We start from the raw sequence: 22181 nt of genomic DNA on the forward strand, positions 1-22181 counted from the left end.
ACGGCCATGAAAGCAGTCCTTTTGGCCGCCTCGGCCCTGTCGCTCTCCTTCTCCGCCGCTGTCGCCGCGCAGAACCCTCCGCCCCAGCCTCTTGCGATGACTCCGCCGATCACGGCGGCCCGGGACGTTCCCTATCCGGGCACGATCAAGCTGTTCGTCGACGCCACCGACACCGACCGCCGCATTATCCGCGTGAAGCAGTCGATCCCCGTGGACAAGGCCGGCCCCTTCACCCTGCTCTATCCGGAATGGCTGCCGGGCAACCACGCCCCGCGCGGTCCGGTGGACAAGGTCGCCGGCCTGGTGATCACCGCTGGCGGCCAGCGCATCGACTGGACCCGCGATCCGGTCGAGGTCTACGCCTATCATGTGAACGTGCCGCAGGGCGCGACCAGCCTTGAGGTCGAGTTCCAGTTCCTCTCGCCGGTCACCACCGACCAGGGCCGCATCGTCGTCACCAACGAGATGATGAACCTGCAGTGGAACCAGCTGGCCCTGTATCCGGCCGGATGGTTCACCCGCCAGATCCCGGTCGAGGTGGCCCTGCGCCTGCCCGACCAGTGGAAGTTCGGCGTCGCCATGGACGTGGCCGGGACCGCCGACGGCGTCACCACCTTCAAGCCCGTCTCGTTCGAGACCCTGGTGGACAGCCCGATGTTCGCCGGCCGCTACTACCGCCAGTTCGACCTCGATCCCGGCGGCCGCAGCCCGGTGAAGCTGAACGTCGTCGCCGACCGCGAGGAACTGCTGGCCGCCACTCCCGAGCAGATCGAGAAGCACCGCAACCTCGTGAAGCAGGCCGACAAGCTGTACGGCACCCGCCAGTACGACCGGTACGACTTCCTGCTGTCCCTGACCGACCGCATGGGCGGCATCGGGCTGGAGCATCACCGTTCCAGCGAGAACGGCGTGCCGCCGACCTACTTCACCGACTGGGACAAGCACGCCGCCAACCGCGACCTGCTGCCCCACGAGTACACCCACTCCTGGAACGGCAAGTTCCGCCGCGGCGCGGACCTGTTCACCGCCGACTTCTCGGTCCCCATGCGCAACAGCATGCTGTGGGTCTATGAGGGCCAGACGCAGTACTGGGGCTATGTCCTGTCGGCCCGCTCCGGCCTGCTGACCAAGCAGGAAACGCTGGAAGCCATCGCCTCCACCGCCGCCACCTACGAGGCCCGCGTGGGCCGCACCTGGCGCACGGTGCTGGACACCACCAACGACCCGATCACCATCGCCCGCAAGGCCGAGCCCTGGACCAGCTTCCAGCGGGGCGAGGACTACTATTCCGAGGGCCAACTCGTCTGGCTCGACGCCGACACCCTGATCCGCGAGAAGACCGGCGGCAAGAAGTCCCTCGACGACTTCGCCAAGGTGTTCCTGGGCGCCGAGGGCAAGTTCGACGGCAGCTACGTTCCGCTGACCTACGACTTCGACGGCGTGGTCGAGGCGTTGAACAAGGTGGTCGCCCACGACTGGGCCGGCTTCCTGAAGGCGCGGATCTACGACGTGGCGCCCAAGGCTCCGCTCGACGGCCTGGCGCGCGGCGGCTACCGCCTCGTCTACAAGGATACCCCCACCGCCTACTTCAAGGCCGGCGAGGCGCGCCGCAAGACCACCGACCTGACCTATTCCCTGGGCGTGGTCGTCGGCGGCGAAGGCAAGCTGAGCGCTGTGCAGTGGGAAGGCCCCGCCTTCAAGGCCGGCCTGACCAACGCCGGCCAGATCATCGCGGTCAACGGGATCGCCTATGACGCCGAACGCCTGAAGACGGCGATCACCGACGCCAAGGCGAGCGCCAAGCCGATCGAGCTGCTGGTGAAGACAGCCGAGCGCTACCGCACGGTCCAGATCCCCTACTACAACGGCCTGCGCTATCCGGCGCTGGAGCGGATCGCGGGGACCCCGGCCCGCCTCGACGACATCCTGACTCCCAGGAAGTAGGCCAAAGAAAAACGGCCCCGGATCGCTCCGGGGCCGTTTCCTGTAGCGTCAGAGCTGACGCCGACCAGATTACTTGATCTGGACGGTGGCGCCGGCTTCTTCGAGCTTCTTCTTGATCTCTTCAGCTTGCTGCTTGGAGACGTTCTCGACGACGTTCTGCGGAGCGCCTTCGACCAGGTCCTTAGCTTCCTTCAGGCCCAGGTCCGGACGGACGCCGCGGACTTCCTTGATCACGTTGATCTTCTTGTCGCCGCCGTTAGCGAGAACAACGGTGAACTCGGTTTGCTCTTCAGCGGCTTCAGCCGGAGCGCCAGCAGCGCCGCCAGCGGCGGGAGCAGCGAACGCGACCGGAGCGGCGGCCGAGACGCCCCACTTTTCTTCGAGCAGCTTGGACAGCTCAGCGGCTTCCAGAACCGACAGGGCGGACAGGTCTTCGACGATCTTTTCGAGCTTCGACATGATAGTTCCTTAGAGGATGAGGGATGTTGGGGAGATGACTGACAGTCCGCTTACGCGGCGTCCTTCGTGGCGTAAGCGTTGAAGACGCGAGCGAGCTGACCCGCCGGAGCCTGCAGAACGCCGGCGACCTTGGTGGCCGGAGCGTTGAGCAGCCCGATGAGCTGGCCGCGGATCTGGTCGAGCGAGGGCAGGGTCGCCAGGGCCTTGACGGCCTTCTCGTCCAGGATGGTCGTTTGACCCAGGATGCCGCCAACGATTTTGAACTTGTCGTTGTCCTTGGCGTACTGGGCGACGACCTTGGCGGCGGACACCGGATCGGCGCCGTAGGCGATGGCGACCGGGCCGACGAAGAGGGCGTCGCCCGCTTCACCTGCCGAGCCGTTCAGGGCCTTTTGCACCAGGGTGTTCTTCACCACCTTCAGCGAAGCGCCTTCCTTACGGAGGCGCAGACGCAGGTCGGTCATTTCCGCAACGGTCAGACCCATATAGTGGGTCACGACGACAGCGCCGGAGTCAGCGAAAACGCCCTTGAGCGTCTCGATCGACTCTTGCTTTTGAGCGCGGTCCATTGCGGTCTCCTACTCAGTTACAGCGGCCGGACCATCCGGACGCCGAAGTTGACTTCGCGGCGAAAGGATCGCTCCCATCGCGCTTGGTCGGTCTCGACTGTCCGAAGGATGCACGAGCCGCGCGCTCATCCGTCGGAACGGAATGGTGCGAGCAGAGCTCTTTGCTTCCCCGTCTCCCGGCGGCTGGAAAGGGCTCTTCCCAGTTACGGCTCCAGTGACCCTGGCGCCCCACAGTTCTCGGACAGGTTTCGCCGCCACGAGGGCGACGGAAGCGGCGCGTATAATGGAAAAGGCCGCCGGACTCAACCCCGCCCCGACTGAGGCGTTGAGCCAACGAAGACACCAGGAGAATCCATGGCCTACGAGCTCTATTACTGGCCCGGCATCCAGGGGCGCGGCGAGTTCGTCCGCCTGGCCCTCGAACAGGCCGGCGCAGATTACGTCGACGTGGCCCGCGGAAGCAAGGACGAGGGCCAGGGCGTCCCTGCCCTGACCGCCTTCCTCGAAGGCGGCGCCACAACCCACCCGCCGTTCGCCCCGCCCTTCCTGAAGGACGGCGATGTGCTCATCGGCCAGACCGCCGCGATCCTGCTGTACCTGGGGCCGAAGCTGAAGCTCGCCCCGCGGCTGGAGGCCGACCGCCTTTGGGTCCACCAGATCCAGCTGACCATCGCCGACCTGACGGCGGAGGCGCACGACACCCATCACCCGGTCGGGCTGGGCCTCTATTACGAGGACCAGAAGAAGGAGGCCAAGCGCCGCGCCAAGGAGTTCCGCAAGCAGCGGATCCCGAAGTTCCTGAACTGGCTGGAGACGATCCTGGCCGCCAATCCCGCCGGCGACCAATGGCTGGTGGGCGACAAGCTGACCTATGCCGACCTGTCGGCGTTCCAGGTGGTGCAGGGCCTGCTCTACGCCTTCCCCAAGGCAGCCAAGAAGGCGCTGAAGCAGACGCCCAAGCTGGCCGCCCTGGCCGTGCGCGTCGCCGACCAGCCCCGGATCAAGGCCTATCTGGAAAGCGAACGCCGCCTGCCCTTCAGCGAGGAAGGCGTCTTCCGCCAGTACGCCGAGCTGGATTCGTAGGGGCGGGGCCGCCCCTAAACCCCAGCCGCTCCTTCCCGCGAAGTCGGGAATCCAAGGGGCGCTTCCGCTCCCCTGCCCCTCAGCTTGGATCCCCGGCGGAGTTCATCCTCGGGCGCGCTTCGCGCGACCCGGGGACGGGGATGAGCGGCTTGAAGTCACAAACGAAAACGGCGGCGAGGGATGCCCTCGCCGCCGCAATCTTCAGCAGTGATCTGCCGCTTAAGCGGTGATCGAACCGGTGTCGATCTTGAAGCCCGGGCCCATCGTCGACGACAGGCTGATGCGCTTCACGTACACGCCCTTGGCGCCCGAGGGCTTGGAGCGGTTGAGAGCGTCGACCAGAGCGACCACGTTGGCCTTCAGCGCGTCCTCGGTGAACGAGGCCTTGCCGATGCCGGCGTGAACGATACCGGCCTTTTCGACGCGGAACTCAACGGCGCCGCCCTTGGCGTCCTTGACGGCCTGAGCGACGTTCGGGGTCACGGTGCCGACCTTCGGGTTCGGCATCAGGCCGCGCGGGCCCAGCACCTTACCCAGACGACCCACGAGGGCCATCATGTCCGGCGTCGCGATGACGCGGTCGAAGTCCATGAAGCCGCCGTTGATCTTTTCGTACAGATCTTCAGCGCCGACATGTTCCGCACCAGCGGCCTTGGCTTCGTCAGCCTTGGCGTCCTTGGCGAAGACGGCGACGCGAACGTCACGGCCCGTGCCCGACGGCAGGTTGACCACGCCGCGGACCTGTTGGTCGGCGTGACGCGGGTCGACGCCCAGGTTCACCGAGATCTCGATGGTCTCGTCGAACTTGGCCTTGGCGTTGGCCTTCACCAGCTTGATGGCTTCGTCGAGCGCGAGGTTCGCGTCGCGGTCGCCGGTCCAGGCTTGGATGCGCTTGGGTTGCTTAGCCATGACTTAGGACTCCACCACTTTCAGGCCCATCGCGCGGGCCGAGCCCTCGATGATGCGGGCCGCGGCTTCAACGTCATTGGCGTTGAGGTCTTTCATCTTCTTTTCGGCGATCTCGCGCAGCTGGGTGCGGGTGATCGAGCCGACGGTCTCGCGACCGGTCAGCTTGGCGCCGGACTTCAGGCCGGTGGCTTCCTTCAGGTAGAAGGTGGCCGGCGGCGTCTTCGTCACGAAGGTGAACGACTTGTCCTGATAGACCGTGATCACGGTCGGCAGGGGCGTGCCCTTCTGGACGTTTTCGGTCCGTGCGTTGAACTCTTTGCAGAAGCCCATGATGTTCACGCCGCGTTGACCCAGCGCCGGCCCGATGGGCGGCGAAGGCGTGGCGGAGCCGGCGGGCACCTGCAGCTTGATATAGCCCAGGATCTTCTTTGCCATAGTCTCCTCGGTGGCCGGAAATCCGGCCGGTTGAGCCGTGGTGCGGGCTTGGCGTCCCTCCCACGGATTTGATGGACGCCCCGAAGGCCGTCCGGTCTTCCCCCGCCGCCTAGGCCGCGGGGAATTTCGTCATCAGGCGGTTTTCTCGACCTGATTGTATTCCAGCTCGACCGGGGTCGCCCGGCCGAAGATCGAAACGGTGACGCGCAGGCGGGCGCGCTCTTCGTCCACGTCCTCCACCGAACCGGTGAAGCTGGCGAACGGACCATCGGTGACGCGCACCTGCTCGCCGATCTCGTAGGAGACGGTGGGCTTCGGACGCTCGACGCCCTCTTCGATGGCGCCGACGATGCGCTGGACTTCACGTTCCGGCACCGGGGTCGGCTTCGAGCCGCCCTGGGCGCCCAGGAAGCCGGTGACCTTCGGGGTGTTCTTGATGAGGTGGTAGGCTTCGTCGGTCAGGTGCATCTTCACCAGCACGTAGCCGGGGAAGAACTTGCGCTCGGCGTTGACCTTGCGGCCGCGGCGGATCTCGACGACGTCCTCGGTCGGGACCAGGATTTCCGAGAAGCTGTCTTCCAGGCCTTGCGACTTGGCTTGCTCGAGGATGCTGTCACGCACCTTCTTCTCGAAGTTCGAGTAGGCGTGGACGATGTACCACTTGTGGTTCGGGTTCGAGCCGGTCTGATCGTTCATCGTCTTATCCTGCGTTCACCAGGGCGAGGATCTGCGACACGCCGGTGCGCAGGACCCAATCGACCACAAAGAAGAAGATCGAGGTCATCACCACCATGATGAAAACCATCAGCGAGGTGATCCAGGTCTCCTTGCGGGAGGTCCAGGTGATCTTCTTCGCTTCGGCCATGACCTGTTCGAAGAACTTGGCCGGGCTGACGCGCTTCTTGGGCGCGGCTTCAGCCTTCAGCGCGGAAGCCTGACCCGCAGGGGCCATCGCCGCCGCCGTCTTGGCGGCGCGGGCTTTCATCGCTGACGGGGTCGATCCCGGTTTCCTGGCCATAAGCGGCTCGCGACCTTCTAAAACTGACATGACCGGCTGCGCGCGAGGCGTAGCCGGCTCTTCATATAGGTAGTGGCAGGAGTGGAGGGACTCGAACCCCCGGCCCTCGGTTTTGGAGACCGATGCTCTACCAGCTGAGCTACACTCCTAGACGTCGGCTTTCGCCGCAGTCCTCCGGGCAATGAACAGCGCGCCGGGAAGCCGTTGAGCCTTCCGGCGCGCTCGGCTCATGCGCCGGAGCCGGCTCGTTTAGCAGCGACATGATCGGGGAGCAAGGGGATCGGACACCCCATGGGCCGCGATCTGCATGTGGATCGAAGCGTGCGCCGGACGCGTTTTCCCGGCAGCTCCACCATCAGAGAGGAAAACGCGCCATGGGTCACGCCGCAACGAGCAACGGCCGTCCGTCCAATCGGGAAACGGAGAACGAGAACCTGAAGCCCGGCGGCGAAGGCCAGCCGCCTCGTCCGGCGACGGAGCCGGCGGGCTCGAAATCAAGCCAGGACAGCCACAAGACCGCGACCGATCCCGGCTCCGGCGAGGCCAAGTCCGGCGCCTGAGCGCCGGACCGCCCCTCCAGCCGGAGTTACTGGGCCGTCGCGCCGTCCGTGGCGGCGACCGTCGTCGGCGCGGCCGCGGAACAACGCAGGCTCAGATACTCCCACTTCACATCCGTCAGGACCTTGCCGCAGTCCGACGTCTGACCATTGTCCATGCCCGTGACAGCGACGCTGACACCCTTGGCCGGATCAGGCGCGGGGGCGGCGGACGTCACGTCATACATCACCCCGCCGGGACCACGGAGCGCCACGCAGGTGGCGCCGGTCGAGGCGTTGGTGGCCGGCCGTGCGCAGCCGGAGACATTTATGGCTTTGCCCGCGACCGCCGCGACCTGGGTCTGAGACCCGGTTCCGGCATTGCCGCAAGCCGACAAGGCAAGGATCGAAAACGCGGCGACAGCCGCGCCTTTCAACAACGCTACGCGCATCCATCCCTCCGTATATTTTACGCTCTCTGGTGGAGCAGAGACGACTCTGCGCCTCGTTAGAGGAGTTGGCAACGCATATTTTGACGTTCGCCGTAAAACCGTGCGCTCATTTTGACACTCTTGAGAATTTCATTGCGCGGGCGGCATCGGTTGACATCGCCCCCTCGCGCATCACATGACGGGGCGTCGTCCGATGGGCCGTAGACGGCGATGTTGAGACACGTGCGCCGACGCTGGCGCAAAGGAACCTTCCGGCCATGACCGACACGGCTTTGCAGACCCCTCCCGCCCCAGCGCCTTCGGGCGCGCACCACATCGAGACGGTGCTGTGGGTGAAGCACTGGACCGACCGCCTGTTCAGCTTCGGCATCACGCGGCCGGCGTCCCTGCGCTTCCGCTCCGGCGAGTTCGTGATGATCGGCCTGCCGCCGCGCCCCGAGCTGGGCGAGACCAAGCCGATCCTGCGCGCCTATTCGATCGCCTCGCCCTGCTTCGCCGAGGAGCTGGAGTTCTTCTCGATCAAGGTGCCGGACGGTCCGCTGACCTCGCGCCTCCAGCAGATCAAGGTCGGCGACCAGATCCTGCTGGGCAAGAAGCCGACCGGCACCCTGGTGCTGGACGCGGTGAAGCCGGGCAAGCGCCTGTTCCTGTTCGGCACCGGCACGGGCCTGGCGCCCTGGCTGTCCGTGGCCCGCGATCCCGACGCCTATTCGCGCTTCGAGAAGGTGATCGTCGCCCACGGCGTGCGCGAGGTCGAGGAGCTAGCCTATCGCGACTTCTTCACCAGCGAGATCCACGACGACCCGCTGGTCGGCGACGAGGCCAAGGCCCAGCTCGTCTATTATCCTTCGGTGACCCGCGAGGCGTTCGAACGCCAGGGCCGCTTCACCACCCTGGTGGAGAACGGCCAGCTGTTCCGCGACCTGGGCCTGCCCGGCGGCAAGTTCGATCCCGAGCAGGACCGCGCCATGCTGTGCGGCTCCATGGCCATGATCAAGGATCTCGCCGCCCTGCTGGAAAGCCGTGGCATGAAGGAAGGCTCCAACGCCGAGCCGGGGGACTATGTCCTCGAACGCGCCTTCGTCGGCTGACATCCGCAACCTGACCGTCGAGGAGGCGCGCCGCCGCATGTTGGCGCGCGCCGCCGTTCTCGCGCCTGAAACCGTCCCGCTCGACAGCGCCGCCGGCCGCATCCTGGCCGAGGACGTGGCCGCCATCCGCGATCAGCCGCCCTTCGACGCCTCGGCCATGGACGGCTGGGCGGTGCGGACCGCCGACCTGACCGGCGCGCCCCTGCGCATCGTCGGCGAGAGCGCGGCGGGGCACGGCCATTCGGCGCCCCTGCAAGCCGGCGAGACCGTCCGTATCTTCACCGGCGCGCCCGTGCCCGTCGGCGCCGACCGCGTCGTGATCCAGGAGGAGGCCGACCGCGACGGCGACCTGCTCATGCCGCGCGGCGCGCCCGGCGCCCCCGCCTATATCCGTCCGCGCGGCGGCGACTTCCGGGCAGGTGATGTGTTGCTGCACAGCGGCGACCTCCTGACGCCCTGGCGGCTGGCCCTTGCCGCCGCGGCGGGCCGTAGCGCACTGGCCGTCGCCCGCCGTCCGCGCATCGCCATCCTGACCGGCGGCGACGAGGTGGTCGCCCCTGGCGAGACGCCCGGCCCCTGGCAGATCTTCAACTCCGGCTCCGCCGGCCTGCTGGCTCTGGCCCGCCAGTGGGGTGCGGAGGCGCGCGGTTATCCGCTAATCGGCGATGACGAAGACGCCATTGTCGCCCAAGTCACCGAAATCACCGCGCCAGTCTCCGTTTCCGTCACCGAATTCTCCGCCGATCTCATCGTCTTGATGGGCGGCGCGTCGGTAGGCGATCACGACCTGGCCAAGCCCGCGCTCGCCCGTCTCGGCCTCGTGCTGGACGTGGAGACGGTGAAGGTGCGGCCGGGCAAACCCACCTGGTTCGGCAAGCTGACCGACGGCCAGCTGGTGCTGGGCCTGCCCGGCAATCCGGCCTCGGCCTTCGTCTGCGCCGAGCTGTTCCTGCGTCCGCTGATAGAGACGATGCTGGGCGCGGCCCCCGGTCCGGTCATGGAGGCCGCCGCCCTCGCCGCCCCTTTGCCCGCCAACGGTCCACGCGAACACTGGATGCGCGCGCGGTTCGAGCGGGACGAGGACGGAACCCTGCGGGTCCGCGCCTTCCCCGACCAGGAGTCCTCGTTGGTCACGGTCTTCGCCCAGGCCGACGCCCTGCTGGTCCGCCCTGCGGGAGCCCCCGCCGCCGCGGCCGGAGAGGTCGTGAAGGCGCTACGCCTCCGCCGGTTGTAAAGTAAATACTTTACACAAAATCGAGACGCCGCACAAAACGCATGCTACTTCATAGGCCGAGTCCGCGAACCGCGGGCGGGACGGCAAGGTTTCGGGAGCACGGCGTGGGTCGAGCGGGCAAGTTCGCAGTTCATGTCTTCCTGGCCTTCATGGCGGCCTTCGTGTCCTGCGCCATTTGTGTCGGCGGGACCTGGCCGGTGCCGGCCATCTTCGCCTCAGCATTGGGTTTCGCCGTCTGCGCCGCCGTCGTCGAGGTGGTGATCCAGATCGAGCGCGCGCCCTGGCGCTTCGTGGCCCTGGGCGACATCCTGCGCCTGGCCCGCTCTTCCGCCCTGGCGATGAGCCTGTTCACCTTCGTGGTCTGGGCGACGCCGGTCGGCCTGCCCGGCGGCTGGCGCTCGGCCCTGCTGACCCTGATGGTCTATCCCGGCTTCCTGGCCGGCCTGCGCATCATCCGCCGCGCCATGCACGAAGGCTCGCTGCTGGAGATGTTCACCGGCGGCCATATCGCCACCCGCTCGCCCCTGCTGATCGTCGGCGAGGCGCATGAGGCCGACGCCTTCCTGCGCGCGCCGACCACGTCGCTGGGCCATACCTACGCCGCCATCGGCGTCGTCTCCCCCTCCCCGCGCGAAGTGGGCGAGGAGTTCCGGGGCGTCTGCGTCCTGGGCGACATCAGCCAGTTCGACGAGGTGCTGATGCGCCTGCGCGAAAGCAACATCGCCCCGGCCGCCATCCTGTTCCTGTCGCACCCCGCCAGCCTGCCGGGCCTTGGCCCCGAGCGCCTGGGCCGCCTGAAGAGCGAAGGCGTGCGCCTGCTGCGCCAGCCGGGCGGCGTGGTCGAACTGGCCAAGGGGCCGTCCGTGGCGGGCCTGCGCGAGATCAGCCTGGAAGAACTGCTGGCCCGCGCGCCGGTGCAACTGGACATGAACGCCGCGCGCGAACTGGTCGCCGGCAAGCGCGCGCTGGTCACCGGGGCCGGCGGCTCCATCGGCTCGGAAATCTGCCGCCAGGTGGCGGGCTGCGAGCCGGCCAGCCTGACCATGCTCGACGCCTCGGAAGGCGCCCTGTTCCAGATCGGCCGCGAGATCGCCGAGGCCTGGCCCGACCTGCCCCAGCACGAGGTGCTGTGCGACATCCGCGACCGGGTCCGCCTGTCGTCCTGGTTCGCCGACAAGCAGCCGCAGATCGTCTTCCACGCCGCTGCGCTGAAGCACGTGCCGCTGGTCGAATCCCACCCCTGCGAGGGCGTGCTGACCAACGTGTTCGGCACCCGCAACGTGGTCGAGGCCGCGCGTGGCGTCGAGGCCGCGCACATGGTGATGATCTCCACCGACAAGGCGGTCGATCCATCCAGCGTCATGGGCGCCACCAAGCGCATGGCCGAGACCCTGGTACGCACCAGCGCCGGCCCCACCCGCTTCAGCGTCGTGCGCTTCGGCAACGTGCTGGGCTCGGCCGGTTCGGTGGCGACGGTGTTCCAGCACCAGATCGAGAAGGGAGGCCCCGTCACGATCACCGACTTCGAGGTCGAGCGCTATTTCATGACCATCCCGGAGGCGGTGAAGCTGGTCCTGCGCGCCGCCGCTCTTTCGGCCGCCGAGGCCGAGCCGGAATCCGGCGTCCTGACCCTGGAGATGGGCGAGCCGGTGAAGATCGTCGATCTGGCCCGCCGGATGATCGAGCTGAACGGCCTGGTCCCCGACAAGGACATCGAGATCCGTGAGATCGGCCTGCGACCCGGCGAGAAGATCAGCGAGGAGCTGGTCGATATCGGCGAAGTCACCCGCGCCCGCGCGCCGGGTATTCTGGAAGCCATCCCCGGCGCGCCGCTCGTCCCGCTGGCCGAGACCGACCTGGCCGCCCTGGAAGCCCAGGCCCGCCAGGGCGAGGCCGGCGCCGTCCGCGCCACCCTGTTCCGCATCGTCGAACAGACCCGCCAACTGACCGCCGCCCGCCGCGCGGGCTAAAGTATTCTTCTCCTCCCCTGTAGCGAAGCGTACGGGGGAGGTGGATCGGCGCGCAGCGACGAGACGGAGGGGGCGCTCTGCTGAGTTAGCGCCCAGTCTGCGCCCCCTCCACCATGCTTCGCATGGTCCCCCTCCCCCGCAAGCGGGGCAGGAGAAAGATCAGTGGAAGTCCCGGCTGCGGATCAGGCGGCCGGTGATGCGGGATCGCACCTGCATCCCCTCGCCCGGCTCCTCCCTCAAGCGCGGCAGCCAGTGGGAGAGGTCGTAGAACCCTTCCGCCACCACGTGGATCACCCCGCTCTCGCTCTGCACCTTGCCGTGGATGGCCAGAAAGCCTGAGGTCATCACCGTCCGTCGGTTGGCCTGGAACAGGCGTTGCCAGACCACCGCGTTCATGGGGCCGGTCTCGTCTTCCAGGGTCAGGAAGGTGACGTTCTTGGCCGTGCCCGGCCGCTGGCGGATCAGCACCAGCCCCGCCACGATCACGCGTGATCCATCCTTGAGGCCCTTCAGCGCCTCGGCGGGCGTGCAGCCCATCCGCTCCAGCCGCGGCCGGAAGAAGCGCACCGGGTGGTCCTTCAGCGACAGGCTGACGGTCCGATAGTCCTCGGCCACATGCTGGGTGGCGCTCATCTGCGGCAGGTTCGCCGCCGTCTCGAACAGGGGCAGGCCCGCCAGCAGAGGCGTCTCCCGCTTGGCGCGGACCTCCGGCGCCAACCCCTTCACCGCCCACAGCGCCTGACGACGATCCAGCCCGATGGAGCGGCAGGCGTCGGCCTCGGCGAGCAGTTCGAGGGTGCGGCGGTCGATCCCGCCGGCCGCGAAATCGGCCAGGGTCGAAGCCCCCTCGTCCCGCGCCTTCATCAGGGCAAGCGCCTCTTTCTCTTTGATTCCCTTCACCTGCCGCAAACCCAGGCGGACGGACTTCAACCGGCTGTCAGGATCGGTAGCCGCCTCAAGCGTGCAGTCATAATCGCTGGCCAGAATGTCGGGCGGACGGACTTCGACGCCATGCTCGCGGGCGTCCCGCACCAGCTGGGCAGGCTGATAGAAGCCCATCGGCTGGCTGTTGATCAGCGCCGCGCAGAACACGTCCGGCCATACGCACTTGATCCAGGCCGAGGCGTAGACGAGCTTCGCGAAACTGGCGGCGTGACTTTCCGGGAAACCGTAAGAGCCAAAGCCCTCGATCTGCTTGAAGCAGCGCTCGGCGAAGTCTGGATCATACCCTCGCGCGATCATGCCGCCGACGAATTTTGGCTTGTAGGCGCTGACCTTCCCATGGGCGCGGAAGGTCGCCATGGAGCGCCGCAATCCGTCGGCTTCCGGTTCTGTGAACTTGGCCGCCGTAATGGCCAACTGCATGGCCTGCTCTTGGAAGAGAGGCACGCCTTCCGTTTTTTCCAGGATTTCTCTCAGCTCGTTTTCCGGCCCACACTTGGGGTCCGGCTTTGGGTAGGTGACCTTTTCCAGCCCTTGCCGACGCTTCAGATAGGGGTGGACCATGTTCCCCTGGATCGGCCCTGGCCGAACAATCGCGACCTGGATGACGATGTCGTAAAACTGCTTAGGCCGCAGGCGGGGCAACATCGACATCTGCGCCCGGCTCTCGACCTGAAAGACACCGACAGTGTCAGCCTTTCTAAGCATCTTGTAGACCACCGGCCGATCGTCCGGGATGTCGACAAGGTCGTGGATATCCAACCCATGGTCTTGGCGCAGCATGACCATGCCTCTCTGAATGGCCGTCAGCATGCCCAACGCCAGCACGTCGACCTTCATCAGGCCCAGGCTGTCGATATCGTCCTTGTCCCATTCGATGAAGGTCCGCTCCTTCATCGCCGCGTTGCCGATGGGCACGGTCTCGTCCAGCCGCCGCTTGGTCAGCACGAAGCCGCCGACATGCTGTGAGAGATGACGGGGGAACTCCAGCAACTCGGTGGCCAGAGCCACCGCGCGCTTGATCTGTTCATTAGCCGGGTCGAGCCCCGCCTGCTTGACGTGTTCTTCAGGTAGGCCGCTTCCCCAACTGCCCCAAACCGTATTGGCCAGGGCGGCTGTGATGTCTTCGGTCAGGCCCAGCGCCTTGCCCACCTGGCGGATGGCGCTGCGGGGGCGGTAGTGGATGACGGTGGCGCAGATCGCCGCCTTGTCGCGGCTATAGCGCTCATAGACATGCTGCATGACCTCCTCTCGTCGCTCATGCTCGAAGTCGACATCAATGTCGGGCGGCTCGTCACGATTTTCAGAAATGAAGCGGGTGAAGAGCAGCTTGTGCCGCATGGGATCGACGGCTGTCACACCTAGACAGAAGCAGACAGAAGAGTTGGCCGCCGAGCCACGCCCCTGACAGAGAATGCCCTTGGTTCTGGCGTGCTGAACGATGTCGTGAACCGTCAGGAAATAGTTTGGATAGTTCATCTTCTTGATGAGCGTCAGCTCGGTGCGAAGCTGCGTCTTCACCTCCGCTGGAACGCCTAGCGGGTAACGCGTTTTGGCCCCGTCCCAGGATAGCTTGGTCAGATGCTTCATGGCGGTGCTGCCCGGGGGCACAGGTTCGTCCGGGTACTCCTCCCGGATGTGACTGAGATCGAACCCGATCCGCTCGACGATCTCTACCGACCGCTCCACCGACTCCGGCCAGCGGGCGAACAGGCGCGCCATTTCGGCGGGGGGCTTCATGTGCCGCTCGGCGTTGGCCTCCAGGCGAAAACCAGCCTCGTGGATCGTGCAGTTGTGATGGATGCAGGTCAGGACGTCCTGCAAGGGTCGCCGTTCCGGGCCGTGGTAGAGCACGTCGCCCGTGGCGGTCATCGGTGCGCGATGAGCCCGCGCCAGTTCGGCCAGATGCGCCAGGCGCTTGATGTCCTGGGCGGCATAGAGGCGGCTGGCGGCGACCCAGATCCGTCCGCGCAGTTCACCCGCCATCATCGCCAGGTCGCGCTCGAACGCCTCGCCCAGGTCCCGGGGCGGCACGACCAGGCCCAGCTGTCCCTCGGAATGCTCGAGGAAGTCCGTCCAGGTGAGATGGCATTCCCCCTTCTTCGCCCGCCGCTGGCCGACGGTGAGCAGGCGGGTCAGACGGCCGAACGCCTCTCGGTCGCAGGGATAGACCAGCAGGCTGGGCGTCCCGTCCATGAAGTCCAGACGGCAGCCGGTCAGGGCGCGGACCTTGTGTTTCTTGGCCTCGGTCCAGGCGCGCACCACACCCGCCAGGCTGTTGCGGTCGGTGATCCCCACCGCCTCCATGCCCAGGGCCTCGGCGGCGATGACCAGTTCGCCGGGATGCGACGCCCCGCGCAGGAACGAATAGTTCGTCGTCGTCTGAAGCTCCGCGTACCGGGTCATGCGAACAGCCCGTGCAGCCACCAGCGGGGCTGGGTTTCACCGCCATAGAGGCCGGCGCGGAAGATCCAGAAGCGGGCGCCGTCGGCGTCCTCAACCCGGTAATAGTCGCGCACCCGGTCGCTGCTGACCTGATCCAGCGGCCGCCGCCACCATTCATCGCCTATGCGCTCGGGGCCCTCGGCGCGGGTGACCGTGTGCATCCGTCCCCGCCATTGGAAGCGCGAGGGCGGGTTGTCCGGCAGCAGGGCCATGGCCTCGATCGGCTCGGGCTGGCGGAACAGGCGCACCGGGCGCGGCTTGTCGGGGTCCCAGCCCTCGGTCAGCTCGGCCAGGGCCTCGCCCCGGCGCACGGCGCGCTCGGGCACGTGGCTCTGCACCGGCAGGCTGCGGAACACCCGCCCCTCACCCAGGCGCGCGGTCAGGCGGTCGACCAGAGCGGCGACGCCTTCCTGGGCCAGGGCCTCGGCGTCGGCGTCAAGCCGGGACTGCCGCTCGGCCAGGGTCTCGACCGCCTCCGCGCACAGGGTGGCGACCTCTATGCCGAAGCCGGGGTCGATCTCGCCCAGCTTGGGCTTCAGCAGGCGGGCGACGGGCGCGGGCGTGCGGCCAGGGCGCGACAGGCCGACCGTCAGGCTGTGCGCCCGGCCGTCCAGCCGGTGGAAGGTGAGGATGAAGCGCCGCGCGCCCTGTCCCCGCGCGGTCAGGCGCTGGGCCATGGCGGCCAGGATGTCGTCGGTGACCCGCTCCAGGTCTTCCAGCGCGCTGATCGGCTCGGCGAAGGCCAGGCGTTCGAACCAGGGCGTCGGCGGGCGGCGGAAAGCGAGGGCCTCCTCCAATCCACCCAGGGCCTGATCCACGCGCAACATCAGCCCCATGCCGAACCGGCGGGCCAGGGCGGCGCGCGGCTGGTCCATGATCTTGCCGATCCGGGTCAAGCCCAGGCGCGGCAGCTGGGCCGTCGCCGCCGGGTCCAGGCGCAGGGCGGCGATGGGCAGGGGCCGCAGGGCCTCGGCCTGCCCCCGCGGGGGGACGATCACCACGCGCTTGTCGCCGAACCGCGCCAGGGCCCAGGCCGCGCCCGCCGTGTCGGCCACGGCGGCGCGGGCGGGAATGCCGTTGGCCGCCAGGCGCGCGACCAGATCGGCCGCCATCGCCGCCTCTCCCGCCCACAGGTGGGAGACGCCCGTGATGTCGAGGAACAGGCCGTCCAGCCCATCGACCGCCACGGCGGGCGAGAAGCGCACGCACCAGTCGCACAACACCTCCAGCGCGGCGGCGTCACCCTCCGGATCATAATCGGCGCAGTCCAGCTCCGACACCAGGGCGGCGGCGTCGGCGGCCTTCTGCCCCGCGAACAGGCCAAGCGCGGCGGCCGTGCGATCCACCGCCGCCAGCTTTCGCGTCCCGGCCTCCGACTGGATGAGGGCGAAGGGACGAGACTTCTCCTCCCCCGTGCAACGGGGGAGGGGGACCGCGATAGCGGTGGAGGGGGCGCGACTGGGCTCAGAGTGGGCGGTCGCCCCCTCCACCACCCTTCGGGCGGTCCCCCTCCCCCGCTCCGCAGGGGAGGAGAGATCAGGCCCGGCGGCGTTCTTCCGGCGCCAGGTGGTGATCGGCCAGTTCGGGCACCACAGCGAAAGGATACGCGTCATTTCCGTCCTCCTTCTGCTGCAGGAGCCATTCGCCGGGCCGTCCGCCCCGGCAGCGTTCAAGCGCGACCCGCCAGCGCGGCGGTCCCAGCCCCCAGAGAGCCGGCTCGGTCGGGGCGGGGGCGATCCGCCAGCGGGTGGCCGAGGCCGATCCCGACGGCTCCGCCTTGCCCCGCGCCGGTCCGCCGAACGGCTTGCGGCGGATGACGAAGCCCGTGGCCCCGCGCCGCTCACAGGCCAACTGCAGCCGCCGCCCAGCGCGCAGGTCCGGCGCCTCCACCTCGCCCACCGCCGCAACGACGCCGACCGAGCCCAGGGCGTCCTCCAGCGCGGCCAGGGCCTCGGCCTCGTCGCGGACACAGACCTGGATCAGGCGATCGACGGGAAAGCCCAGGTTGGACAGGCCCGGCGCGTGCAGGTCGTCGCGCCGCAGGATCCAGACCACCTCGCCCTTCGACGCCAGGGCTCCGACCATCAGGGCGGTGAAGCCGGCCGCGCAGGCGGCGGTCTCCGTCTCCAGCCCCTCGCCCGCCACCTCGTGCCAGCGGCCCAGGGGAAGGCCGCCATGGGGCAAGCAGCCATCAATGCGCGCATCCCCGAACGGCAGGACCGGACTCGAGAGTCCGAGTCCCCGCCTCCAGGGCGGCGATCTGGCCCTTCAAGGCTGAAAGCCGCGCGGCGCGCGAACCGGACATAGGCGGATCTCGTGCTTTTATGTTCTACTTTTGTTCTAATGAAGAACGCTCGAGGAGTCGAGTCGGCTCCCGAGGCCGAACGCCCCGGCGCGGGTCTTTATCCGCCCTCTGATTCCCGCTTAGGCTCCGCCCCATCGCAGCCGGAGACCGCGTGTTGACCGACAACCAAGAGGCCCAGGCCCTTCGCCGTCAGATCCTGGAACTGACGGCCCAGTACGCCGCCCTGGCCCACGCGCCGAAACCCTTTGTTCCCGGCCAGTCCGCTGCCCCCGTCTCGGGCAAGGTCTATGGCGCGCCGGAGATGACGTCCCTGGTGGATTCAGCCCTGGACTTCTGGCTGACCGCCGGGCGCTTCAACGCCGCCTTCGAGAAGAAGCTGGGCGACTATCTGGGCGTGATGAAGAAGGGCGTGCTGACGGTCAATTCCGGCTCGTCAGCCAATCTGGTGGCCCTGACCGGCCTGACCTCGCACATGCACGGCGACCGGGCGCTGAAGCCTGGGGATGAGGTGATCACCGCCACCACCGGCTTTCCGACCACGGTCAATCCGATCTTGCAGAACGGCCTGACCCCGGTCTTCGTCGACATCGACATCCCGACCTACAACATCGACCCGGCCCAGATCGAAGCGGCGGTCAGCGACCGCACGCGCGCCATCATGGTGGCCCACACCCTGGGCAACCCCTTCGCCCTCGACGAGGTCATGCGCGTGGCCGAGAAATACGGCCTGTGGGTGGTCGAGGACTGCTGCGACGCCCTGGGCGCGACCTATGAGGGCAAGCTGGTCGGCACCATCGGCGACGTGGGCACGCTCAGCTTCTATCCGGCCCACCACATCACCATGGGCGAAGGCGGGGCGGTGTTCACCTCCACCCCCATGGTGCGCCGGGCCATGGAGTCGATCCGCGACTGGGGCCGCGACTGCTATTGCGACCCGGGCATGGACAACACCTGCAAGCGCCGGTTCGACTGGCAGCTGGGCGATCTGCCCTACGGCTACGACCACAAGTACATCTACTCGCACCTCGGCTATAATCTGAAGATCACCGACATGCAGGCGGCCGTGGGCCTGGCGCAGATGGATCGGCTGGACGAATTCGTCGCCGCCCGGCGCGAGAACTTCCAGCGCCTGAAATCGCAGATGGCCGACCTGGAGGAATTCTTCATCCTCCCCGAGGCCACGCCCAAGAGCGATCCGTCCTGGTTCGGCTTCCTGCTGACCCTGCGCGAGGACGCGCCCTTCACCCGTGACGCCCTGGTGCGGCATCTGAACGCCAACCAGGTGGCCACTCGGTTCCTGTTTGGCGGCAACCTGCTGCGCCAGCCGTACATGAAGGATCGCCCGCACCGTCTGGTGGGCGGCACGACAAACGCCGACATCGTGGTCGACCGCACCTTCTGGATCGGGGTCTATCCCGGCCTGAGCCCGGCTCACCTCGACTACATGGTCGGCCAGATCCGCGGCTTCGTCGCCCAGCACGCCAAGGTCGCGGTGTGAGCCGCATCCTGCTGACCGGGGGCTCCGGCTTCGTCGGCGGCCACACGGCGCGGGGGCTGCTGGACGACGGGCACGAGGTGTTCGCCATCCTGCGCCCCGGCGCGGGGACCAGCGATCTGGATCCTCGCGCGCAAGTGCTGGTGCACGACGGCGCCACCGAGCAGCTTCACGATCTGGTGCGGCAGGCGTCGCCGGACGCGGCCGTCCACATCGCCTCGAAGTTCGTGGCGGCGCACGCGCCGGGCGACATCGACGGCCTGGTCGAATCCAACCTGCGCTTTGGGCTGCAACTGCTGGACGCCCTGGCCCGAGCCGGGGTGGAGCGGCTGGTCAGCTTCGGCACCGCCTGGCAGCACTACGAGACAGAGGCCTATCGCCCGGTGTCGCTCTACGCCGCCACCAAGCAGGCGTTCGAGGATCTGGCCGCCTATTACGCGGACGCCCATGGACTGAAGTTCACCAGCCTGAAGCTGTCGGACACCTATGGCCCGAACGATCGGCGCGGAAAGCTCGTCTCGGCCCTGATCCGGGCGATGAGCGACGGTCAGGCGCTGTCCCTGTCCCCCGGCGCCCAAGTGCTCAACCCCGTGCATATCGACGACGTGGTCGAGGCCGTCCGCATCGCCCTGGCCCGCGACAGCAGCGGGGCCTTCGCGGTTCGCGGCGCCGAGGAGATCACCCTGCGCGAACTGGTCGAGCGGCTGGAGCATCTGGCCCGCCGCCCGGTGCCCGTGGAATGGGGCGCCCGCCCCTATCGCGACCGCGAGGTCATGACCCCCTGGCGCGGCGCGCCCTTGCCCGGCTGGTCGCCGAAAGTGGGACTGGATGCCGGGCTTGGCGCCCTTCTGCGGGAGGCCGGTCATGCGGCTTGAGGAGACCGAGGTCGAGGGCGTCCGCTTCGTGCGCCCGTTCAGCACCAGCGACGCCCGCGGCGGCTTCGTCAAGGCTATCCACGCTCCGACCTTCGCCGAGCATGGCCTGGCGACCGAGTTTCCGGAGGTGTTCTGGTCCAGCTCCCGCGCCGGCGTGATCCGGGGCATGCATTTGCAGGCGCCGCCGCACGACCACGACAAGCTGGTCCTGTGCACCGCCGGCCGCGTGCTGGACGTGGCGGTGGACCTGCGCGCCGGCTCGCCCACCTTCCGCAAGATCGCCGCCCGGGAGCTGGATGGAGCCGCCGGCACGGGCCTCTACATCCCGCGCGGCTGCGCCCATGGCTTCCTGGCGCTGACGGAAGGGGCGACCCTGCTCTATGCGGTGACCAGCGTGCACAGCCCCGACCACGACACCGGGGTGCGCTTCGACAGCATCGGGTTCGACTGGCCCGGCGGCGACTTCATCGTCTCCGACCGCGACCGCGCCCTGCCGGAGATGGACGGGTGGGAGACGCCGTTCAGCTGACGGCGAACGCCTCGTAGGCTTCGATCTGGGCCAGGGTCTTGGCGGCGACGTCCTCGCCCCGCGCCTCGGCCTGATACCAGTCCGCCGACCATTGCAGGGCCAGCTCCACCGACAGGCGCGGCCGCCAGCCCAGACGAGCCCTGGCCTTGGCCGCATCCACCCGCAGCAGCATGGCTTCATGCGGCCAGCCGGCGGGATCGCGTTCCCAGCGGGCCTGCCCGCCCCACAGTGCGACCAGCCGATCGGCGACCTTCGACACGGGCCAGGCGTCCGCCTCGGCGGGGCCGCAGTTCCAGCCCTCGGCCACGGCGCCGCCTTGCTCGACGAGCGCCTGAGCCAGGACCAGATAGCCGCTCAACGGCTCCAGCACATGCTGCCAGGGCCGCGTGGCCAGGGGATTGCGGATCAGCACCGGCGCGCCCGCCGCGAAGGCCCGGGCGCAGTCGGGCACAAGCCTGTCCTCGGCCCAGTCGCCGCCGCCGATGACGTTGCCGGCGCGCGCCGAAGCCAGGTACGGGCCGCCGTCCTTCAGGAACGAGCGCCGCCACGCCGTGGTGACCAGTTCGGCGCAGCCCTTGGAAGCGCTGTAGGGGTCCGAGCCGCCCATGGGTTCGTCCTCGCGATAGGCCCACAATTGCTCGCGGTTCTCGTAGGCCTTGTCGCTGGTGACATTGACGAACGCCTCGACGCCGCCGGACCGCCGCGCGGCCTCCAGCACATGGATCGTGCCCATGACGTTGGTGGAGAACGTGCCCACCGGGTCGTCGTAGCTGGCCTGGACGATGGCCTGAGCCGCCATGTGGATCACCACCTGCGGACGGGCGGCGTCAAAGGCCGCCTGCACCACCGCCGGATCGCGGATGTCGCCGATCCGGGTCTGGCCGATCTTGCCCAGGTCCGCCGCCGACCAAAGATCGCGGTCGGTCTTCGGCGCGAGGGACAGGCCGTGCACCTCGGCGCCCAGGCGCGTCAGCCACAGGGTCAGCCAAGCGCCCTTGAAACCCGTGTGCCCGGTGAGAAGAACCCGCCGGCCGCGCCAGAAATCGGGCGACGGCGTCACCACGACTTCCACGGCGCCTTGCCGCTGGCCCACAGCTCTTCGAGGTGCAGGCGATCACGGACCGTGTCCATGGGCTGCCAGAAGCCTTCGTGCTGGAAGGCGTTCAACTCGCCGTCGCGCGCCAGGCCTTGCAGGGGCTGCTGCTCCCAGATCGTCTCGTCGGCGTCGATGTAGTCGATGGCGCTCGGCTCCAGGACGAAGAACCCGCCGTTGATCCAGCCGCCGTCACCCTGGGGCTTCTCCACGAAGCCGGTGACCTTGCCGCCGTCGTCCATCTCCAGCGCGCCGAAACGGCCGGGCGGCTTGACCGCCGTCACCGTCGCCAGGCGGCCGCCGGCCTTGTGGGCGGCCAGCAGGGCGGTGATGTCCACGTCGCCCACGCCGTCGCCATAGGTCATGCAGAACGGGCCGTCCGATACATACTTGGCGACGCGCTTCAGCCGTCCGCCGGTCATGGTCGCCGCGCCCGTATCGACCAGGGTGACGCACCAGTCCTCCGCCCGGCCGTCGTGGACCGTCAGCTTGTTCTGGGCGAGGTCGATCGTCACGTCCGCCTGGTGCAGGAAGTAGTTGGCGAAGTACTCCTTGATCACATATCCCTTGTAGCCGAGGCACACGACGAACTCGCGCACCCCATGCTGGGCGTAGATCTTCATGATGTGCCAGAGGATCGGCTGTCCACCGATCTCCACCATCGGCTTGGGACGGACGTCCGTCTCCTCGGACAGCCGGGTGCCCAGGCCGCCGGCCAGGATGACAAGCTTGGTCATTGAAGTCCTTGCGCCCCGCCCCTCAGCGATTCGGGAATCATGATACCGGCATCCCAAGCT

21 protein-coding genes and 1 tRNA gene are annotated in these 22181 nt (G+C 68.0%); 9 read left to right on the forward strand and 13 right to left on the reverse strand.

All coding sequences use genetic code 11. The annotated features are described in order from the left end of the window. Nucleotides 1-6: 6 nt before the first annotated feature. A complete protein-coding gene (locus tag ABOZ73_RS04565; RefSeq protein ID WP_369061075.1) occupies nt 7-1944 on the forward strand; it encodes a M61 family metallopeptidase in 1938 nt (645 codons plus the stop codon). A gap of 69 nt (nt 1945-2013) precedes the next feature. Here the strand turns inward: ABOZ73_RS04565 and rplL are convergent, their stop codons facing one another. Together rplL and rplJ are read right to left on the reverse strand one after the other, a co-directional pair. Beyond that, nucleotides 2014-2403, reverse strand: a complete 390-nt coding sequence (gene rplL / locus ABOZ73_RS04570; RefSeq protein WP_277784254.1) for a 50S ribosomal protein L7/L12 — start codon at nt 2401-2403, stop codon at nt 2014-2016. Nucleotides 2404-2453: 50 nt separating this feature from the next. Beyond that, on the reverse strand, nt 2454-2972 hold the full coding sequence (gene rplJ, locus ABOZ73_RS04575; protein ID WP_369061078.1) for a 50S ribosomal protein L10: 519 nt from the start codon (nt 2970-2972) through the stop codon (nt 2454-2456). 354 nt (nt 2973-3326) lie between these two features. Between rplJ and ABOZ73_RS04580 the strand changes: the two genes are divergently transcribed. After that, nucleotides 3327-4055: a glutathione S-transferase gene (locus ABOZ73_RS04580; RefSeq protein ID WP_369061080.1), complete on the forward strand. Its 729-nt coding sequence runs from the start codon at nt 3327-3329 to the stop codon at nt 4053-4055. A gap of 219 nt (nt 4056-4274) precedes the next feature. Here ABOZ73_RS04580 and rplA read toward each other — a convergent pair whose 3' ends face one another. The 5 genes from rplA to ABOZ73_RS04605 form a co-directional block, all read right to left on the reverse strand. After that, a complete protein-coding gene (gene rplA, locus ABOZ73_RS04585) occupies nt 4275-4964 on the reverse strand; it encodes a 50S ribosomal protein L1 (RefSeq protein WP_369061081.1) in 690 nt (229 codons plus the stop codon). A 3-nt stretch (nt 4965-4967) separates the two neighbouring features. After that, entirely contained in the window at nt 4968-5399 is a 432-nt protein-coding gene (rplK, locus tag ABOZ73_RS04590; RefSeq protein WP_369061083.1) for a 50S ribosomal protein L11, read from the reverse strand. Nucleotides 5400-5531: 132 nt separating this feature from the next. Next, nucleotides 5532-6095, reverse strand: coding sequence for a transcription termination/antitermination protein NusG (gene nusG, locus ABOZ73_RS04595; RefSeq protein WP_369061084.1), 564 nt, complete (start codon nt 6093-6095; stop codon nt 5532-5534). Between the two features lie 4 nt (nt 6096-6099). Continuing rightward, nucleotides 6100-6384, reverse strand: a complete 285-nt coding sequence (gene secE, locus ABOZ73_RS04600) for a preprotein translocase subunit SecE (RefSeq protein ID WP_369061086.1) — start codon at nt 6382-6384, stop codon at nt 6100-6102. A gap of 106 nt (nt 6385-6490) precedes the next feature. Next, a tRNA-Trp gene (locus ABOZ73_RS04605) sits at nt 6491-6566 on the reverse strand. A 225-nt stretch (nt 6567-6791) separates the two neighbouring features. On the opposite strand from ABOZ73_RS04605, the gene ABOZ73_RS04610 reads away from it, so the two are divergent. Beyond that, nucleotides 6792-6977, forward strand: a complete 186-nt coding sequence (locus tag ABOZ73_RS04610; RefSeq protein ID WP_369061088.1) for a hypothetical protein — start codon at nt 6792-6794, stop codon at nt 6975-6977. A gap of 26 nt (nt 6978-7003) precedes the next feature. Here the strand turns inward: ABOZ73_RS04610 and ABOZ73_RS04615 are convergent, their stop codons facing one another. Beyond that, complete coding sequence (locus ABOZ73_RS04615) at nt 7004-7405, reverse strand: hypothetical protein (RefSeq protein WP_369061090.1); 402 nt, start codon at nt 7403-7405, stop codon at nt 7004-7006. Nucleotides 7406-7662: 257 nt separating this feature from the next. Here ABOZ73_RS04615 and ABOZ73_RS04620 point away from each other — a divergent pair, with 257 nt between their 5' ends. The 3 genes from ABOZ73_RS04620 to ABOZ73_RS04630 all read left to right on the forward strand — a co-directional run bounded on the left by ABOZ73_RS04620 (nt 7663) and on the right by ABOZ73_RS04630 (nt 11700). Beyond that, nucleotides 7663-8496: a ferredoxin--NADP reductase gene (locus ABOZ73_RS04620; RefSeq protein WP_369061092.1), complete on the forward strand. Its 834-nt coding sequence runs from the start codon at nt 7663-7665 to the stop codon at nt 8494-8496. Continuing rightward, on the forward strand, nt 8468-9730 hold the full coding sequence (gene glp, locus ABOZ73_RS04625; protein WP_369061094.1) for a gephyrin-like molybdotransferase Glp: 1263 nt from the start codon (nt 8468-8470) through the stop codon (nt 9728-9730). Before ABOZ73_RS04620 ends, glp begins: the two co-directional genes overlap by 29 nt. Before the next feature lie 104 nt (nt 9731-9834). Further along, on the forward strand, nt 9835-11700 hold the full coding sequence (locus ABOZ73_RS04630; RefSeq protein ID WP_369061096.1) for a polysaccharide biosynthesis protein: 1866 nt from the start codon (nt 9835-9837) through the stop codon (nt 11698-11700). A 159-nt stretch (nt 11701-11859) separates the two neighbouring features. On the opposite strand, the gene ABOZ73_RS04635 is transcribed toward ABOZ73_RS04630, so the two are convergent. From ABOZ73_RS04635 to ABOZ73_RS04645, 3 genes are read right to left on the reverse strand one after another with little or no spacing between them, the layout of a single operon-like run. Beyond that, entirely contained in the window at nt 11860-15048 is a 3189-nt protein-coding gene (locus tag ABOZ73_RS04635) for an error-prone DNA polymerase (RefSeq protein WP_369061097.1), read from the reverse strand. Then, nucleotides 15045-16700: a DNA polymerase Y family protein gene (locus ABOZ73_RS04640; RefSeq protein WP_369061099.1), complete on the reverse strand. Its 1656-nt coding sequence runs from the start codon at nt 16698-16700 to the stop codon at nt 15045-15047. Before ABOZ73_RS04640 ends, ABOZ73_RS04635 begins: the two co-directional genes overlap by 4 nt. After that, complete coding sequence (locus ABOZ73_RS04645) at nt 16624-17271, reverse strand: ImuA family protein (protein ID WP_369061101.1); 648 nt, start codon at nt 17269-17271, stop codon at nt 16624-16626. The genes ABOZ73_RS04640 and ABOZ73_RS04645 overlap by 77 nt, the downstream gene beginning before the upstream one ends. Nucleotides 17272-17543: 272 nt before the next feature. Between ABOZ73_RS04645 and rfbH the strand changes: the two genes are divergently transcribed. The 3 genes from rfbH to ABOZ73_RS04660 are packed head-to-tail and all read left to right on the forward strand — an operon-like array spanning nt 17544 to nt 20291. Continuing rightward, nucleotides 17544-18890: a lipopolysaccharide biosynthesis protein RfbH gene (rfbH, locus tag ABOZ73_RS04650; protein ID WP_369061103.1), complete on the forward strand. Its 1347-nt coding sequence runs from the start codon at nt 17544-17546 to the stop codon at nt 18888-18890. Further along, on the forward strand, nt 18887-19762 hold the full coding sequence (locus tag ABOZ73_RS04655; RefSeq protein WP_369061104.1) for an NAD-dependent epimerase/dehydratase family protein: 876 nt from the start codon (nt 18887-18889) through the stop codon (nt 19760-19762). Before rfbH ends, ABOZ73_RS04655 begins: the two co-directional genes overlap by 4 nt. After that, nucleotides 19752-20291 (forward strand): dTDP-4-dehydrorhamnose 3,5-epimerase family protein, encoded by a 540-nt coding sequence (locus ABOZ73_RS04660; protein ID WP_369061106.1) that lies wholly within the window; start codon nt 19752-19754, stop codon nt 20289-20291. The genes ABOZ73_RS04655 and ABOZ73_RS04660 overlap by 11 nt, the downstream gene beginning before the upstream one ends. Here the strand turns inward: ABOZ73_RS04660 and rfbG are convergent. Both rfbG and rfbF read right to left on the reverse strand, forming a co-directional pair. Further along, nucleotides 20284-21384, reverse strand: a complete 1101-nt coding sequence (rfbG, locus tag ABOZ73_RS04665) for a CDP-glucose 4,6-dehydratase (protein ID WP_369061108.1) — start codon at nt 21382-21384, stop codon at nt 20284-20286. The two genes, ABOZ73_RS04660 and rfbG, sit on opposite strands and share 8 nt — an antisense overlap. Further along, nucleotides 21348-22121: a glucose-1-phosphate cytidylyltransferase gene (rfbF, locus tag ABOZ73_RS04670; RefSeq protein WP_369061109.1), complete on the reverse strand. Its 774-nt coding sequence runs from the start codon at nt 22119-22121 to the stop codon at nt 21348-21350. Before rfbF ends, rfbG begins: the two co-directional genes overlap by 37 nt. Nucleotides 22122-22181: the final 60 nt, after the last annotated feature.

This window comes from Caulobacter sp. 73W (assembly GCF_041021955.1).
Taxonomy (GTDB): domain Bacteria; phylum Pseudomonadota; class Alphaproteobacteria; order Caulobacterales; family Caulobacteraceae; genus Caulobacter.

Coding starts and splice junctions, on each gene's coding strand:
- ABOZ73_RS04640 (WP_369061099.1), bottom strand. CDS start 16,700: ATGACGCGTATCCTTTCGCTGTGGTGCCCGAACTGGCCGATCACCACC.
- rplL (WP_277784254.1), bottom strand. CDS start 2,403: ATGTCGAAGCTCGAAAAGATCGTCGAAGACCTGTCCGCCCTGTCGGTT.
- ABOZ73_RS04565 (WP_369061075.1), top strand. CDS start 7: ATGAAAGCAGTCCTTTTGGCCGCCTCGGCCCTGTCGCTCTCCTTCTCC.
- ABOZ73_RS04615 (WP_369061090.1), bottom strand. CDS start 7,405: ATGCGCGTAGCGTTGTTGAAAGGCGCGGCTGTCGCCGCGTTTTCGATC.
- ABOZ73_RS04580 (WP_369061080.1), top strand. CDS start 3,327: ATGGCCTACGAGCTCTATTACTGGCCCGGCATCCAGGGGCGCGGCGAG.
- rplJ (WP_369061078.1), bottom strand. CDS start 2,972: ATGGACCGCGCTCAAAAGCAAGAGTCGATCGAGACGCTCAAGGGCGTT.
- rplK (WP_369061083.1), bottom strand. CDS start 5,399: ATGGCAAAGAAGATCCTGGGCTATATCAAGCTGCAGGTGCCCGCCGGC.
- nusG (WP_369061084.1), bottom strand. CDS start 6,095: ATGAACGATCAGACCGGCTCGAACCCGAACCACAAGTGGTACATCGTC.
- ABOZ73_RS04610 (WP_369061088.1), top strand. CDS start 6,792: ATGGGTCACGCCGCAACGAGCAACGGCCGTCCGTCCAATCGGGAAACG.
- rfbF (WP_369061109.1), bottom strand. CDS start 22,121: ATGACCAAGCTTGTCATCCTGGCCGGCGGCCTGGGCACCCGGCTGTCC.
- rplA (WP_369061081.1), bottom strand. CDS start 4,964: ATGGCTAAGCAACCCAAGCGCATCCAAGCCTGGACCGGCGACCGCGAC.
- ABOZ73_RS04620 (WP_369061092.1), top strand. CDS start 7,663: ATGACCGACACGGCTTTGCAGACCCCTCCCGCCCCAGCGCCTTCGGGC.
- glp (WP_369061094.1), top strand. CDS start 8,468: ATGTCCTCGAACGCGCCTTCGTCGGCTGACATCCGCAACCTGACCGTC.
- ABOZ73_RS04660 (WP_369061106.1), top strand. CDS start 19,752: ATGCGGCTTGAGGAGACCGAGGTCGAGGGCGTCCGCTTCGTGCGCCCG.
- ABOZ73_RS04635 (WP_369061097.1), bottom strand. CDS start 15,048: ATGACCCGGTACGCGGAGCTTCAGACGACGACGAACTATTCGTTCCTG.
- secE (WP_369061086.1), bottom strand. CDS start 6,384: ATGAAAGCCCGCGCCGCCAAGACGGCGGCGGCGATGGCCCCTGCGGGT.